This window comes from Leptolyngbya sp. AN02str, assembly GCF_050565595.1.
Taxonomy (GTDB): Bacteria; Cyanobacteriota; Cyanobacteriia; order Elainellales; family Elainellaceae; genus Kaiparowitsia.
The window spans coordinates 25816-42222 of the sequence record NZ_JBNXVR010000037.1 but is presented as its reverse complement, the minus strand read 5'-3'; the positions used below and the strand labels follow the sequence as shown (position 1 = coordinate 42222).

Sequence of the window (16407 nt, the reverse complement as noted above, 5' to 3'; positions counted from 1 at the left end):
AGAGGCTGGGGGCTGGGCTGGGGAGGAGTGGGTTGAACCGGCTCTGAATCCGCTTCATTTTGCAGAAATAGAGGTAGGCCAGCATTTGCACCAGGCATGGGAGGCATTTCTGGAGCGATCGCTCCCCCAGCTTCAGGGGATGACGACCGTTGCCGCCGTTCCTCTGCCTTGCGCTTGCGCCTTTCTTGAACGACCGTTGACACGCTGGACATGGAGGTGTTTCCTCAACGCGTGGAGTGTTCTACTGCAGGGTGAGTGGCATTTGCCGTCCCAGTTTGCGGTATTCCGCTGCTAATCCTTGAACCACATCGCTAAATCGAAGTTTGCCATCGCGACTTTGGGCAATGACCGCAGCAGTTAGTACAACATTGCGGATGTCACCGCCATTCAGATCAGTCAGAGTTGCCAGTTGATTTAAGTCTTTATCCCTCAACGGGCAGGGAGTGCCCAGGTGAGATTTCCACAACGCCTTACGCTGTTGTGGATTGGGCAATGGAAATTCGATCACCGCATCCAGCCGACGAGTAAAGGCAGCATCAAAGCGGTTGCGGCTGTTGCTGGTGAGAATGGCAATCCCATCAAACGTTTCAATGCGTTGCAGCAGGTAGTTGGTTTGGGCATTGGCAAAGCGATCGTTAGCCTGCTGAATGTCTGTGCGCTTCCCAAACAGGGAGTCCGCTTCGTCAAACAGCAAAATCATTTCATCCTGCTCTGCCCGGGTCAGCAACTGGGCCAGATTTTTTTCCGTCTCACCAATGTATTTGCTGCTGACAGCAGCGAGATCAACCCGGTAGAGGGGCATCTGTAGTTGCGTGGCTAACCAGCCAGCTGCCAGGGTTTTTCCGGTTCCCGATGAGCCGACAAACAAGGCTCGCACCCCCGGGTAGTAGCGTGCCTGAGCCGAGGCACCCAGGCCATCCACCAGACCATCGCGAGACTGGCAGCGCAGCCGCAGCAAATTCAGGGCCTCGTAGAGTGGTTCCGACATCTTGAGGGCACGGTCAGAGATTTGGGCGGGCAGGGGTTGCGCCAGGGTTTCCAGGCTGACTCCTTCGCCACACCAGGCCACCGCAGCAATATCTTCGACGGTCAGCGGGGTTTTGGAACTGCTCAGTCCATTGTTTGCGAGCTGATGGCGATGTTGAGCCAGGGTACCCAGTTGGGCAATGCGTCCACTACTGTGACGATGGTGATGGGCCAGTTCTGTGGCAAGGGTGCGATCGCTGATCGCCAGTTCCCACAAGTCGATCCGTTCTGGCCGAGTGGGTAGGGGAATTGTCCAACTGAGGGTGGCTCCACCAGGCGTGTCAACGCTCCCATCCCTGCCACAGAGGACAACAATCGAACCGTCATAGCCGGGGATAGTCGGGAGCTCTCGGCTTTCTCCTGGAGCCAGAGCAAAACAGAAAACCGGCAGGAGATCTCGTAGCCGCAGCCACGGCCCCAGCCCCGTCACAGCTTCTGTTTGGATGAATAATGGGCGACGCTGGAGAGCCTGGGCGATGGCAGCCGCCACCGAACGACCCTCCATTACCGAGCCTGCTCGCAGTAGCAAAGTTCTTTGAGTCTTGGCTTGCAACCCGCGGGCATGATGCGCAGCCATTGTCAGAATCGAAGGAGGCAGGCGCACGCTTGATTGGGGTTCTAGCCCCAGTGTGGTACCCGGATAGACACTATCGGCTCCTTGAAGAGCAAAGCCCAAGTGAGTGGGAAGGCTGATCACCTGTTCAGGCAACGGATCTCCAGTATCCGATAGGGCAAGCAGTCCGGTTTGCATGGCATTTCCATTGACCAATACCTGAATGGGAGAGGCTGGCTTGGCTGTTTCGGCAAAGGCCGCTGCCAGCAAGCCCAGAGTGGGGCGCGACCCGCCTAGAGGAGCCTGGACCTGGGCGATCGCCCGACCAATATGGGCATCGTCTTCTACCCCAGCAGCTAGGGCCACAGTCAACAGTTCCAGACAGGTCAGCAAGAGCTGATTGCGCAGTTGAAGCAGGGGTTGATCTTGGGGATGGGGATGGAGCCAATAGTGCTCTAAGCTTTCGAGCCAGGAAGCTCCATGACGGGTGACAGCAAACAGGTGCTGGCGTAAAAACGACACCTCTGGAGATTGACTTTGGGAGGGAACCTGCGCGGCGATCGCAGCGAGCGCATAGCTACGCAAACAGGGCTGAGAACTCCCAAAATTAGGAGTCATCGCAGTTGGAGTCACAGATGAGATCATCATTAGCGCCGCTCCTGATAGTGAAACTGCACAACCCTGCCAAACCAGGGCACCCAACCCGGATTGAGATCCAGTCCCGCCCGTCGAATGCCCACCTCGGCCTGCTCTAGCGGCAGGGTGACATCTAGATGTGTCCGAGTAAATTTCAACCGTCCGGGACGGTAAACCAATCGTCGTAGTCCCATCCGTCCGTACCGACAACACAACCGCTGCAGCGCCATCTGCCACGTTTGCAGAAGCGGATCGGAAGAGCCATTCCACTGAGCTGGAGCACGAGTAATCAGCGGTTTTTTAACAATATGCTCGCGGCCTCTCGACAGAAGTCGATGCACCATCGTCGGGGCCTTCGCTTGTTGCCACTGGGCCAGGCAGATTTGTCCAGAGCTATCCCATAGCTGACTCCCGATGAGCGTTTGCCGAAGTTTCCAGGGTGACGAGATGAGTTGATGGTTAAGCCAGTGGGCAGGAATCGTCCACTGAGGCAAAGGCTCCCAAGCATCGGGTGAAAAGAGCGTTTGATAAATTGGGTCAGTTTGAGGAATGCCTAGTCGGTTGGCCGTTATTCGCAACAAGTGCTGGGCAAAGTTGGCTTCGATCGCCCCTGGATGAGATTGCAAAAAGGAAACTATTGCCAAGCGGTTGAGGAGGGGCAGCAGAAAGAAAAATCCGCCGTAGTGGGTGGGCAAGTCTGTCCCAACCGTTCCTGCGATGCAGGTCGAGGATTGGGCAGGTGGGAGGACTGGAGCAACCGAGGCCAACGCAACCTGCTCCGGCGGCACAGCGTTGTTGCAGGCGGATGGCAACCTGCCAGCGTCAAGGGGCTGAAGTGCTGGGGCAATCGGGTGGGGTAGAGCGACTGTGGGCTGGGTTTGCGCCGATTCATCGGCAGGGTAGGGGGTAGGCATCGGCGCGGCCCCATCTTCCGACAAGAATGGCGCAACCGCTTGAGCAGTCGCTGAGGTGAATGGTTCGTCTGGGTTGGTCTCAATAGGAGGCAGCAGGGCAGAGGTCATGTCTAGCGTTGCTATCCCCTGATGCACCAGAATTCGCGATCGCTCTCCAACATCGCTTGCCAAAACCCGACCTGGGTTTTCGGCAACCCACAGGATAGCCGCCAACCAATGGGAACGGGCATCGCAACTGCCCCAGTGCTGTACCCATGTGCTCAACAGCATTTGGTTCGCAGGGTTCAACTGGCTTGGAGAAGCAACCTGGGACAGGCTAGACAAGGGCCAAGGCCAGCCTGAAGCCTGCATCAGGACAGCCCCATCGCTGGGCAGCAGAACTTGCAGCAAAGCAGTGAGCTGGTGATGTTCCTGCAAAACCTGGAGCAGTGGCACCACTGCAAGACTCCCCGACTCGGTTTGCAGGAGAGATTGCAGAACGTAGCGCAACCCACTAGCTCGATCCATCCCCCGATGCCAACCCCGCACCGCCAATGGCCAGAACCATGCCTCTAGCCCAAACCCCAGCGCCAAACGCAGGGCCAGTTGGTAATAGGGTTCCAGCGCATCATTGAAGTAAACCATCGCTGCATCAACGGCTGCCGCATCCAGGGCATAAACGGCGGTTCCTGCCAGTTGTGCCATCTGCTGCTCAATGGTGAGGGCCAAACTGGCCGAGCTGCGATCGCTACGAATAATGCCCAACTGAAGTTGTCGAACCAAAACTAACCGTTCAGCAGTCGGTAGTGATGCGGTATGCAGCGCATCCTCGATTAAAATGGCTCCCCGCTGCACCAATGGCGCATGGGTTGACCACAGATGAACCCGGTGAACGTGGTGGTAGGAAGCAGCGCAAGGGGAAGGCATAGCCGTCACAGGAAATAAAGGTGCTAACGAAAGAAACCCAGGACAGAGGTGTTCAAGAACTGCCGAGATGCGGCTCCTCAAACCACCTGCCGCACCGCCTAACTGCACGAAACTGCGTAACCGATATTAGGGCTAGAAAACAGTGAACGTTTCCATAAGCGTGGTACTCAGAGGGAAGACAGGGGAAGGTTCAGGAGGAGAGAAATGCACGGGGGCATTGGTAGGCAGCTGTACATTTGACTGAAAGACTTGCTGGACTTCGGCTGCTGCAAAGTTGGCAGTCAGATCCTTAACAATGCCTTTTGCCACTACCTGCTGGCTGTTGGTGTACAAAGTAACCTGCATGCCGATATGAACTTTGGCAGGGTCAATCTTGACCTTAATTTGCTGTAGGGGAATGATGGGAGTAGGCTCAACGGTGCGTCCGGTTATGATTTCATCGACTGGTGATGCGCTGGCTAGCAACACACAAACCCGTACCAAATCATTCAATAGTTGCAGCGCTTGAGGCTGTTTAGGATTGATGCGCTGGTAGAGCCAATCAAGGACGACTTGAAGTTCTTGCCGTTGGATAGGATCGATCTCCGGCCAGCGTGGCAACACCGATAGATCCTTCAAGTCAACGGGGTGATCATACTGGCTCAGTTGTTCTGCCCAGCTAAGGCGAATGATCGGTTGGACTTTGCTAAAACCGTCGTAAAGGCAAGACAAGGCACGGCTGATGTTTTGCAGTTCTTCTGCAGCGGCCTGCGACAATCGGTTTTGTTGGTGGTTCCCATCAATTAGGTCACCCAGCGAGAACACAGATTCAGCGCGATCGCGCAATTGCTGCCAACTCGGGGCGATCGCTCCCAGGTTCAACTGGGATCTTTGCAAGCGATATTGAGCCAATATTTGATCACCAGCGCCAACAATTTGTTGAATGCTCTGGGTAAACTGGGTTTGTGCCAGTAGTAACGGAGGCGATTGTAGCGGTGCAAGGGCGATCGCTTTACGCTGAATGTAATCAAAGCTACGCAGCAAGAGATCCGTCCGATTCAACAAATGCAACAACGCTGGTACATAAACAAACCAGTTGACTGGAGCATCCCGCAGCAAATCAATTCCCGCTTGCAATGCTGGAGGCGGTACGGGTGCCCGACTGAAACACGTTGGTTTCCCTGCCTGCGTAAAGCTGGGGTAGAGAACCCGCGAGGGAGTACTCAGGTGAAGATTGACCATCCGGGGACGATGGAAGACGAGAATATCTACCTGAGTCGCCAGAATCGTACGTCGTCGTTTATTAATATCGGCAATCCGCTTTTCTTCTTCGCTCAGCAGCTCCTTCGCCACCGTAATATCGTGGCGGGCTTCGCTCAACTCTTGCCCAATGGCCTCAAGCCGCTGCTTGGCTGATGTTTCATGTTTTTCCAGCTCTGCTAGAACAGCCTGGCATTGGTCAATAATGCGGCGATAATCATTTAGCCGCTGTTCAAATGCCTTCAAAATACCGACACTTCCTTCTAGGGTTCTCACCCCAACCGTTAGATACAGCGCTTCATCTGCTTCTAATCCACTCGTAATTTTGTCGTATTGACCTTTTAGGATATTGTTGACTGTTGTGTTACTAATCTCCTCAAAATTCAATAGGGGATTTGCATCATCATCCCCTGATGGTTCAACCACTCCTGGAATTGCAACACCTGTCAGATTAATCAAACTTTCTGTTGCAGCAAGCTGCTTAAATCCTTTCACCAATTCGTATTTCGCAATCACCGCAAAGTTCTTTGCTTCCACGGCTCTGGGCGCATTCAATCGCACCGAAAGTTTTGCTGCTTCACCGCTGGCGGCTTGTGTGGTGAAGGAAGATGCCACAGACATCGGCATCACCGCTGCCTCAGTTGAACGAATGCTAACTCCCACGGGTGGTGTATCCAATGCTTTAAATTTGACTTGAACAGCAACGGAACGGTTGAAGCTTAATGGATTGGAAGCATGTAAGGGCAGAGTTTCATTACTGGCGGTAATAATCTGGCTACCCTCCGCAGGTGTGATTTCGCTCCTTGGGGGAATTTCGTTGATAACCGTCTCACCCAAAATCAAAACTTGACGGTCGGGGGTTCTAATTCTGGTACCGCGTGCCAAGAAAATGGTTCCGCGATCTACATCTCTCGCCCCAACTCGCACACGATTGCCCTCCGGGATGGAGACTTCAAAGATTTGCGTTTGATAGGTAATTGAATCCTCAAACTCGTTAATCAAATCCTGCGAAGCTAAGCCCTGATCTTTGAGATAGCGCTTTTGTTGTTCGGCAATATTTTTCAGTTGGGTCGGGTCGGGTTTAACACCAACCACATCCTTGGTGACAAACTCTTTAACCGTCGTTTTGGCAACGAGGTCTTCCTGGGCTTTTAATATCGATTTGCCCAGCACTGTGTTGGAGACCATCCGCGTACTTGCTTCGCGACCCAGTAAAAATTCGTTGATGCGGTAGATATCGGCCCCTAGGCGACTATAACTCCAAAAGATGTGCTCATCGGTGGTATCCACTTTGTGTTGTAGAAACTGAATGAAGTTACGCACCCCCCGATTGGAAAGTTCTGCTTGTTCTTGAGAACTGAGGAAAGAGGTTTTTAAGGATTCCTGAAGCTGTTCAAAAGCGATCGCCACCCGACCCTGGGGCTTCACCGTTGTGCCATAGTCGGCTTCCGTGATTGGTGCGCTCGTTTTGCCGAACACCGAAACCCACGGCCACCCTCCGGCACCAACTTCAGCACCTAGGGGCAAATTGTTGCCGATCCATACGATGTCTTGATCAGGGCTGGCATTTACATCAGCCGTACCAATATGTCCAAAGGCTGCTTTGCCCCCTATCACCTGAATGCCAAAACCAGAGATAGGCTCTACCACACCCAGGTCGTAACTTGATACGGTCAATCGAATCCACTTTCCCGACGCAGGCAGCGGCCCCATAAAGCGATTGGTTAGATAGAGATTGCGAGCAACACTGGTGTTTTCTCCCCAATAGGCAGTACGGACACGACGAGCTGTCACAATCCAAGACAAGCGAATTTGTTGCGGTGGTGCAGCAGGGTCGATAAACACATAAGCAGTCAAGACCGATTTTGCAGTCAGGGATGAGGCGTTGCGAAAAGCAACAAAAGACTGTTGCGGGTGGAGTTGAACCACTCGGCTGCTGCTAAATGAAGGCAACGCAAAATCTTCGTTATCCAGTGCATCGGGGTCTTCTGGATAGAGGGGAACTGCCCCTGCGATCGCACGCGCCAGAACTGCAATCTGGTCACGCAGCAGTTGTCTTCTGTACAGCCATTCATTGCGCCTCCGGGTAAACTCCAGCAGCGTTTCGCCAAACTCTGGATCAACCTCCGCAACTTGCAACAGCTCTGGCTCATACCATTTCTGGGGCACGGGTACCAGCACCTGCACCTGATCGGCAGCGGCGTCTCGGCTAATGTCGAAGGGTAAGAGGGGGGCGCTTTCGTGAAAAACAAGGTCGAGCTGTTCTAGAGGCACCGGGGCCGCTTGAATGTCATACTGTCCTGGGAAAAAGGGTAGACGGCGGTTAGCAATGTCGAACATCTGTGGGGGCAGATAGCCCACCGGGGGGAGTTGCCCAAAATGGTCAGCCAAGACGTTTGCAGGTAACTGAAGTGGAGTGAGATCAGCCAGTTGCTCGACAAATTGCAAGATACGAGCCTGCCATAAAAATGGATTGCCAACAGGGGCGATCGGCAGGGACAGCGGCTTGATTTCCCCCCCCTGTCGCACTACTGCGTAGCGATCGCAAAAAAGCGGTCGCCAGGATGAGTCAAATCCCAGTAAGGCAATGGGAACACCAAGCGTCTCCCAGGGCAGAGGTTGCTCTGCGGGTAGCTGTAGTTCGTAATTGAAGATAATGTGGGCTAACCGATTGCGCCAGCGATGGATTGCAGCAGCCTCCGTCGATTCCAGCGCAGGCAGTGGTTTTAATGCCTGCGGCCACAGATAGAACACCAAACGGCACCCCTCAACGGTGCGACGATCAAGAAACGCCTCTCGATCCAGATCGACCCCACACACTTCCTGGCTCTTGGGGGCATCGAGCAGGGTGGTTTCCACGGGTTGGAGGAGCAGAATGCCCGCTCTAGGCAGATCCGTGGCAGCCTCCGAATGAATTAGGTGATGTAGAAGATGATCGGGCAGCGTCGCAGTTAGTCCGTAATCTGACCCGTGGCACAGCAGATTGACAATCGGCAGCGATCGCTCTGTAACCAACCCCACTTCGTGGCCCGTTCGGGTCAGCCCCGTTCCCGCCAGAATCTGGCAGTGGTAAGCGATCTTCCCCAGGTTGGCCCAGGCCGCCCGCCCGCCAACCACCGTCAAACGGAGACCATCAAACAGCAGATTTTCTGAATCCGTGAGTGCAGCGGCGATGAACAAGTCTAGCCATCTCCCCGAACTTCCCAGTTGAGCCACTGCCCCCTGCCAGTGATTCGTCACCACGGCCTGCGGCACGTTAGGAGGAAAGCTGGCATGGGTAGCCTGCAGATCAATCCACTGAGCCGTATTAGCCTCAGAGAGGCGGGCAGCAGCGGGCAGCTCGTCACCCATCCAAACCGTTTCGACAGCTCCAGACGCAGTTACCTTGCCGATATGAGCTACAGCCATGCGTCCGTCGTGGCTGAGCAGCATTAGCCCTTCTAAAGTGGCACCGTCTAAGCCAAGGTCAGACGCCGCAATGTCTAACCGCACCCATTCCCCTGCTGGGGGTAGCGGTCCTCGGTCTTGGGAAAACGCAACTCCCCACGGGCGGCGCTGCACCGTCTTGTCTAGGAGATGCCAGTAAACTCGGCGCAAGCGTCTGTTGCTGTCGGTTGCAATCCACCACATCTCGAACTGAGAGGGAAGGCGCTGAGGGTCAAGATAAACGTAAGCAATCAGGCGATCGCTCGGTTCCAGGGATACCAGCATGGGTGCTTGCAAGAAGCTAAAAAAGCCACCATTTTCCATCAGCAGGGCGCGACGGCTAGAAAAAGGGATGGTGGTGGGTTGGGGCTGGGGTGGCTCCAGTGCAACGGTTGAGGTTTGCCAGTCTGCATCCACCAGAACCTCTGCGCCATTAGGCAGATGGGTCTGAATCCAGAATTGCTCAGTGCCATTGGCTGAGGTGGTGCCAACATCGGCCCAACTCAGTTGTCCATCCATGACTTCAATGGACATGCCGTCGATCGGCAAGGTGGGCATCTCTAAATAGGCAACAGCAATGCTCAGACGACTCCAGCGCCCCGGTTCTGGCAAAAGACCGGCCAGCTTTGTCCGTAACCCCAGCGGCGGTGTATTTTCATCTGGTGGAGAGGCAACCCAAATTGCCGTAGACACCAGATCCCCCGCTGTAAACCAGGTCACCTTTAGGGACGTGGGTGGATGCTCTGGGGAGAGCAATACGTGAATCCATAACTGATCCGTTTGCGCGGCAATAAGTGGGCTTTGCGCCTGTCTGAATTTGTAAAAGCCGCCAGTCGCTGGAGACTGCCATACCTGAGAGGGCGATCGCCAGTAAAATTGGTGCCAGCTTTCCTGGCTTGCCTCGGGCTGATACTGCCGCAAAGCCATGCGGATCTCGTAAGGTGGGTTAGCGGCATCCAAAAACACCTGAGCCATAACATGCTCATGGGGCAGAACCTTCAGCCGGATAGGCTCCATCGCTCCAGGTGCTTCGACAAACCCATCCTGGTTCATCTCGGCAAGGGGGGCAAGCTGAAAGGCTGTTTTCCCCCCTACCGTTGTCCATACTCCCGTTCCTCCCTCAGACAACCGCACACTACCCTTAGGAAAGTCGTTCTTCACCCAGATAAATTCGTCTGGCTCAAGGCTGGCCTCCAACCCCTCAACCACACCTGCCGACAACCGCTGGCCCTGTAGTGTGAGATATCGGCTGCGAAACTGCTGCTCGTCAGTAAGGGGTTGGTCATTGAGCGATCGCCCCTCAAAAAAGTGAGTGCGCTGCAATCGCCACAATTCTTCAACGTCTGCTTCAGAGTATTGACCCGCACTCGGTTTTGGAAACAGCTCTAGCAGGTGTTCATTGCTCAGAGGGTTTTTGATCGGTTTCATGGGTTTCATTGTGAAATCCCCTCCAGTCGGTGACGAATAAAGTTACGGGTCGCCTCTGCTCCCTCGCTGGCAGCCGCCACCAGATCGGCAGTAAAGGCTGGTAGTTCTGCACTGGGAATGGCTCTGGCTAGCCGATCTAGTGCCAGCACTTGATCAGAGTCCACAAGAGCTGCAACCACCTCGGAACTGCCTTTCAACGCATCATTTGTCGTTTCCAGGCGAGTCAGCCCTTCCCCTAGGCGTGGGTCGCCAAACTGCTCGGCTACTTTGAACACCGTGGCTCGATCTAAGGTCATTGGAGGTGTGGCAAGGGTTGTTTCGTCCGTGGCAGCTTCCGTGTCTGATGTCTGGGTGGGTGGAATGGCGATCGCGGCCTGGGTTTCAAGTTGCCGCACCATGCTGCGGGTTAACACGTCTGAGGATGCAAACTTTTGGGTATTGAGCAGAGCGGCAATGTCGGCACGGGCAGATAAGCTGGCTTTGCTCTGAAGCTGGTTAAAGGTATCTGTCAGGCTCAACTCGTCTAAGCGATGACTAAGCTGTCGCAGCCCAGTGCGATCGTTGCCGCCAACCGGGACGTTAAAGCCAACCACATCCGCATAATGGGCTACATTCCGGCGGCGCACATACCAGAGTTCCTTGGTTTGATTCAGTCGTTCTCGCCAGCGTTGGTCAATGACCGTCTGCGCATCTACCACGGGGGGAGTGATTGCGGGCTGTCTCAGCCGCTGCAAGCGCTCCAGGGGTTTTCGCTTGGCAATCAATCCCGGGGCCGCTAACCGTAGGGTGCGGGTCAATCTCACCTCGTTGTCGATTTGCGACAGTTGCCCCTTAAAGGTTTGAATTTCCTGGCGTTTCAGGGGAATGACAATCAGCACCGATATCCCTTCGAGTTCATCGCTCTCTGCCTGCAAATCAATAGGCGGTAGCAGCAAACTGTCCGTCACTAACACTGCCAGCTCATCCGTTGGCACAACGGTTAGCTCAACGGCCATCTCAGCCGGGAAGTACGTTTGGGTAAAGGTATTGGGGTTGACTGCTGTTTTGGGCAACTTGCCCGCTGGCGGAAGTGCTCGAAAGTAACTGGTGGCAGCGATCGCTGGAGTAAAGTTTTGCTCAACTCGGGCAAGGTGCTGCTGGTACTGCTGAATGTGGGCGCTTCGGAGGGCTTGCGATACCGTTTCCACACCCAGCTCTGAGCGACCTCCCAGTTCTCGCCGCACCATTGCGGTGTCTATCCAAATGATGGTTCCGTTGTTCAGAGCTAGCATCGCCAGGGGCAACACATCAGCCGGAAGATCCAGCGGCACGTTTGCCAGAAAAATCTCCCGCGCCACGTCTGCCTGGAGCTGATCCCAGTTATCACTGCTGGTATTTCTGTAGCGAATCAGGCTGACGGCAGTTGCTTCCACAATGTTGCCGTAGTGGGTAGTCTGAGTTTTGCGCTCCGTTAGGGAGGTAGGGTAAAGGGCAATGGAATTATCGAAATATTCAACCGGGCGCAGCGCCAGAATGAACAACCCCCGCTGAGACCAGACGGGCTCGTTGGGTTGAGTGACCAAACCAAAGGTGGCATCCAGGGTTTGAATCAAAGCCAGCCTATTGAGGCGAACTGGAAAAGGCTGCTTGGTGGCGATCGCCACAATTTCGCCATTGGGGGTAACGCCATAACCAGGCGTGATCTCAACCGTGAATGGATTGCTGCCAAGCTGGATGTCTAATCCCTGCACAACGCCGAATCCCAGCGTACGATTCAGCGCGGCCTGACGGCTGAGAAAATAGCTTTGATCGGCGGTAAGGTCCTGCGCTGCCAAAAAACGGCCAGAAAAATAGAGCGGACGCTCCCGCCGATTGTCCAAAATTAACAAACCTGCGGCTTCGAGGGCGTTTTTTTCCGCGGCGCTAATGGTCTGAATGGGTTTACTGGGGTTAGCCATGATGAATCTCCCTGAGGTGAGCAGCGGGCAGAATGACACCGACTAAGCCGGTGATGTTAAGTAGCAGTCATTAGGCGCACCAATTGAGCAGCGATCGCCTCGGTGGGGTACATAAAAGATCGGCTGTAGTTGTCTACCTGCACTCGCTCAGTTGGGGAATGAACGAGGCCAGCCTGGGATTCAACCATGGGAACGAGGAGCCGAGCCAGAAATACGGAGGTCATGTCCTGAATTTCGTTGACATACTCATTGGGACTGCTCAGGTGAGGGTTACCTGTCCCTTTCCAGGTGTCATGGAGGAGAGCGGCTTGCAGCGCAGCCACACTGGTCAACGATTGCCAGCGCCGATCCGGCAGTTTGTCGATCAAGCCTAGGGTGGCGGCCTGGGGTTGGGTTGGCTCAGGCCGCAGTATCAAACTCAGTTCATAGCGCTCTTGATAGCGATCGGGCACAGCGGCATCGGTAGCATCCGTGGCTCCAGCAGCAAAGGATGGAGTGTAGCCTTTTTCACAAAGCACAAACCGCAGAAACACGTCCACGACCAGTCCCCGTCGGCCATTGCCGACGGTAATTGGCCCATCCTGGGCGGTGGGGCCACCCCCCCGGCTAATGGCAATTGGAGTGCTGCCATCCGTACCCGGTAAGGGGTGATGCGCCGAGCGCAGGTCACTCTGGGATTGATGAGCCAACCAGTTTTGCAAACGAATGCAGGCCGGTTCTGGGACTTCAATCAACCGTCCCAGGCGATCGATGGCCAGCCCAGGGTGGACAACAATTTCTTCATCACGCCCATTTGGAAACGTCTGTTCTCCCTCCGTTCCACCTGGTTCAAGGCGAGATTTCCACTCCACCGCCAGTCCGGCTACGGTGCCACTGCCGTGGAGATAGGCTAGGGCGCGAGCTAGGCGATCGCGGTGATAGAGTTGCTCCGCGTGAAAATCATCCGCATTGAGGAGAACACCCGTGGCATAAAAGACCCGCTCTGGGAACAAACGCGCCTGGGTCAGCGGATCGGTGGAATTGGAAGTACCAGGAAGCATGGGAAACCTGCCTTAACCATAGAGGGATGGTCCGAAAGTAAAGAGTGCAAAAGCGGTGGGTGTGCGTTGGATAGAGCGTGATTAGAGCGTGATTAAAAGCCCCAACCCATTGCCTCCGTCGGGCGATCGCCAAGACGATCACCGGATACGTGGCGGTCGATCAGAGCGATGGTGGTGGGTTATCCACAACAGGTCGCCCTGGACGTGGCAGCAACACGGGGGGACGGGGAACAACACCGGATCTTAAAACCGTCACTTCCTGTTCGTCGGGCAGGCTGCGATTGCCCAATGCGTCTTCCACCACCAGTTGGAAGCGGTAGGTGCCCGGTGACAAATCTCCATCCACCATCAGGAAAGGTTCACGGGTCGTATGGGTCGGTTGCTGCTGAAAGGAAACCATAATCGCCTCGGCTGGCTCTGCTAAAGGAGTGTCCAGATGTACTTCACAATGCGGCCGCCCCCGGCATCGCTCGACTGTTTGCCCGATAAGACAAAGTCCTGCTGAAACTTCACCTGGCTGGGTTGGGCTTCCAAAACGGCGGTGGGGCGTTCTGTATCAAGCACAATCACGTCTACGGTGTCTGGCTCAGACTGGTTATTTGAGTCATCCTCCACCACCAGTTGGAAACGATGACGACCAGGTCTGAGCGGCTGTTCGGGGTTGATGGTGACGGCAATTGTTGGGGTTTCTGTGGTGATAGGCTCACCTCGCTTGAATTCAACCATGGGTTTTTCCTTGGGTATGGGTTGAGAGGGTCGTGCGCGAAGAGGCACGTTGCCAAAAAGCGTCAGTCCAAAAGTGTCCAGATATAGCGATTGATGGTTCTGCCAGCAAATGCCTGGGACTGACTGGCATCCAGTTGAAAGTCGTCGTTGTGTTTTGCCTTGATCAAGGCACCTGCTTCGGCAATGGGACGTTTTAGGTCAATTTGTCGGGGGTCAGTACCGCCTCCCAATCGGGGGTCAAGGCTCGCCGGACGCAGGAGGCGATCGCGTCCACTCACATAGCTTTTATCAAGGCAAACGGGTTTGGGCAGAATCCTCGGCGTCAGGTAGGTGTCAACGCCAACCAGCGCGGCCAGACCCACCATCAACGGCTCGCTGGCTGTGACCACACGGGTCGCAACATGGGCTGGTGTTTCCAGGTCAACAATGCGCCGGATGAGGCTCAAGTTTTGCGGTTCCACGTCTTGATGAACAAAGACCGTTGCTTGATAAGCAAGTGCGTCAAAAAATGCCTGTACCGTTTCGGCTGCGGCCTCTCGTTCGGGTAATTCGTCATGAAAGAGAGACAGGAATTCTTGTTGGGTTTCTCGACCATCGTTGCTGCGTCCACCCAGCAGTAAAGTATCGCCAACAAAGGAATTACGGCTAATGGCAAGCCCACCCAGCAGTGGATGGGTGGTATCCGTCAGGTTGGCCCCCAGAATGGTGGCGAAGGTGCGGCGCAGGCGAAAGTCTTCAATGACGACAATTTCTCCTCCACGAATGCCCCCCGTGGCCAAATCCAGGGCGAGTTCAAGCCCCTTGAGGGTGCCCCGCCGTCGGTAAAGTTCGGGAATGTGGCGCAAGCACTGCCGCCGCCGCTCGATGGGGTAGGCCGAGTCAAAGCTAACTCCAATCCAAGTGGCCAACCAGTCCAATGATTCAGCCGGTACGGTACGAGGGGCGGTGAGCAGATGTGCTGCGGCAACCCGGTCTTCCAGAGGGGTCAGAAAACTCTCGAAATTGTCCAGAAAGCGTTCCAGAAAATCCGGTGGAGTGCTGCGACCGGGCTCATTCGCCGCTGTGCTAAATTCAGTTTCTTGATACAGTTCTGGCAGGTAGCGGTTGAGGTAGGAAAATCGAGGTCCGTAGGCTCTGAGTGCTGCAATTTCGGGTGTACTGCGACCATCGCCAAACAGCTGCACCCGAACATGCAGATAGCGTCCCCGCAGCGATCGCACTCGCCGATTGGCCCGCTGAATCAGCACCATAAACAGACCTGCGCGATCGCGCTGCAGCATACAGGGCAACACCCCCTTGTGGAAGGGCACCTCAGAAGGGAGATGCATCCACACGCCTCTGGGAGCGTCTCCCACCAGGGAGGGACATTGCCCAAACCCATGGGGATACCAATCTGCTGAGTCCGTTGGAGGCTGGTCAGAATCACTGGCTGCCAGATCGACTTGAATGCCGCAATGGGGAGGAATGACTGCTTCCAGATACAGCCGATGCCAGACCGTTTGTGGATCTCGACTGTCAAACAGGGAAGCATTCACTGCTTGCCCCTGTGGTGCAAAGTTGGGTAGCGAGATGGGATGTAACGGCTGGCTTCCCTGCGTTGTGGGGTAGTGAACGGGTAGGGCAACCCCATGTAAGAATGGCTGCTGAGCATGATCTACTAGAGGATAGAACTCACCCAGGGGGTTGAGGGGTGTTGCTGGACTGTTGGTGAGGGCATATACCAGTGCCTCGTTGGTCAGATGGGGCAATAGCACCGCTATGCGATCGGAGGCTAGCCAAGCCAGGCTGTAGGGATAGCGAGCCATGCCCAGAGTAATCGGAGGAAGCCAGCTCCCCTGTCCTGATTCCTCCCCAACGTGGGGCACAAACCGCCAGAGCCTTCCCTGCCCCTGTAGCCAGGTCAACAAACCAACCTGCCCATTCGGACTGACGGCGATCGCAACGGCTTTTTCAGTTGCCGCCAGCGCAGCTGGTGGAACCAGGACCAAGCGGGGGGGATTGGGGTTGGGTTCACAGGCTGTAATGAATTGGTCACTCCGTTCTGGCAGGCTTAGGAGTGGCAGTGGGTAGCCCTGCAGCCGAGCCAGTTGCGCCGTCTTCTCAGACAACACCCACATTCCCCCCGCCGGATCGGCGGCCAGTCGCCACGCCTGAAAATTGGGAAGAGACACGGTCACATTAGGCCAGCGCTGACGGCAATCTTGCATTGCCACCTGACCCTGAACTGCAACGTAAAGCACCCCGTCATAGCCTTGTGCCAAATCCGTTGGAACCTGCCCCAACGGTGGTAAATAAATGCCAATGGGCTGTAGGTCTGCGGTTTGAACAACGACCCGTTTAGAGCCTGGATGCCAGTAAGCACGGGCACCAAAGGCATCCAGCGTTTGGGGAATGGCTTGCAAAAACTCGTGTTCAACTGTTGTTTCTGCGGGTTCGCTCCCCAACTCGCCTTGCCAGGGCTGGCGTTGGCTGGCAAGCCGCAAGGTTTGTCGCGTTGGGTCGTACTCTACCCCCCACGGTCTGGCCCAATCGTTTTGAGCCATTAGCATCCAGAATTGTAGACCGTTGGCATCCAT

Annotated in this window: 8 protein-coding genes; all 8 read right to left on the bottom strand. The window is 55.2% G+C overall.

All coding sequences use genetic code 11. From position 1 onward, the window contains the following. Positions 1-241: 241 nt before the first annotated feature. Positions 242-2227 carry an ATP-binding protein gene (locus ACQ4M4_RS21895; protein ID WP_430686594.1) on the bottom strand — a complete coding sequence of 662 codons (1986 nt, stop codon included), beginning with the start codon at positions 2225-2227 and terminating at the stop codon, positions 242-244. Beyond that, a complete protein-coding gene (locus ACQ4M4_RS21890; protein WP_430686593.1) occupies positions 2227-4035 on the bottom strand; it encodes a hypothetical protein in 1809 nt (602 codons plus the stop codon). The genes ACQ4M4_RS21895 and ACQ4M4_RS21890 overlap by 1 nt, the downstream gene beginning before the upstream one ends. A 132-nt stretch (positions 4036-4167) precedes the next feature. Next, positions 4168-10128: a hypothetical protein gene (locus ACQ4M4_RS21885; protein ID WP_430686592.1), complete on the bottom strand. Its 5961-nt coding sequence runs from the start codon at positions 10126-10128 to the stop codon at positions 4168-4170. Between the two features lie 5 nt (positions 10129-10133). Beyond that, positions 10134-12065 (bottom strand): hypothetical protein, encoded by a 1932-nt coding sequence (locus ACQ4M4_RS21880; protein WP_430686591.1) that lies wholly within the window; start codon positions 12063-12065, stop codon positions 10134-10136. Positions 12066-12121: 56 nt separating this feature from the next. Further along, positions 12122-13105, bottom strand: coding sequence for a hypothetical protein (locus ACQ4M4_RS21875; protein WP_430686590.1), 984 nt, complete (start codon positions 13103-13105; stop codon positions 12122-12124). A 160-nt stretch (positions 13106-13265) separates the two neighbouring features. Beyond that, on the bottom strand, positions 13266-13505 hold the full coding sequence (locus tag ACQ4M4_RS21870; protein ID WP_430686589.1) for a hypothetical protein: 240 nt from the start codon (positions 13503-13505) through the stop codon (positions 13266-13268). Between the two features lie 20 nt (positions 13506-13525). Then, positions 13526-13831: a hypothetical protein gene (locus ACQ4M4_RS21865; RefSeq protein ID WP_430686588.1), complete on the bottom strand. Its 306-nt coding sequence runs from the start codon at positions 13829-13831 to the stop codon at positions 13526-13528. Positions 13832-13893: 62 nt separating this feature from the next. Further along, entirely contained in the window at positions 13894-16407 is a 2514-nt protein-coding gene (locus tag ACQ4M4_RS21860) for a phage tail protein (protein ID WP_430686587.1), read from the bottom strand.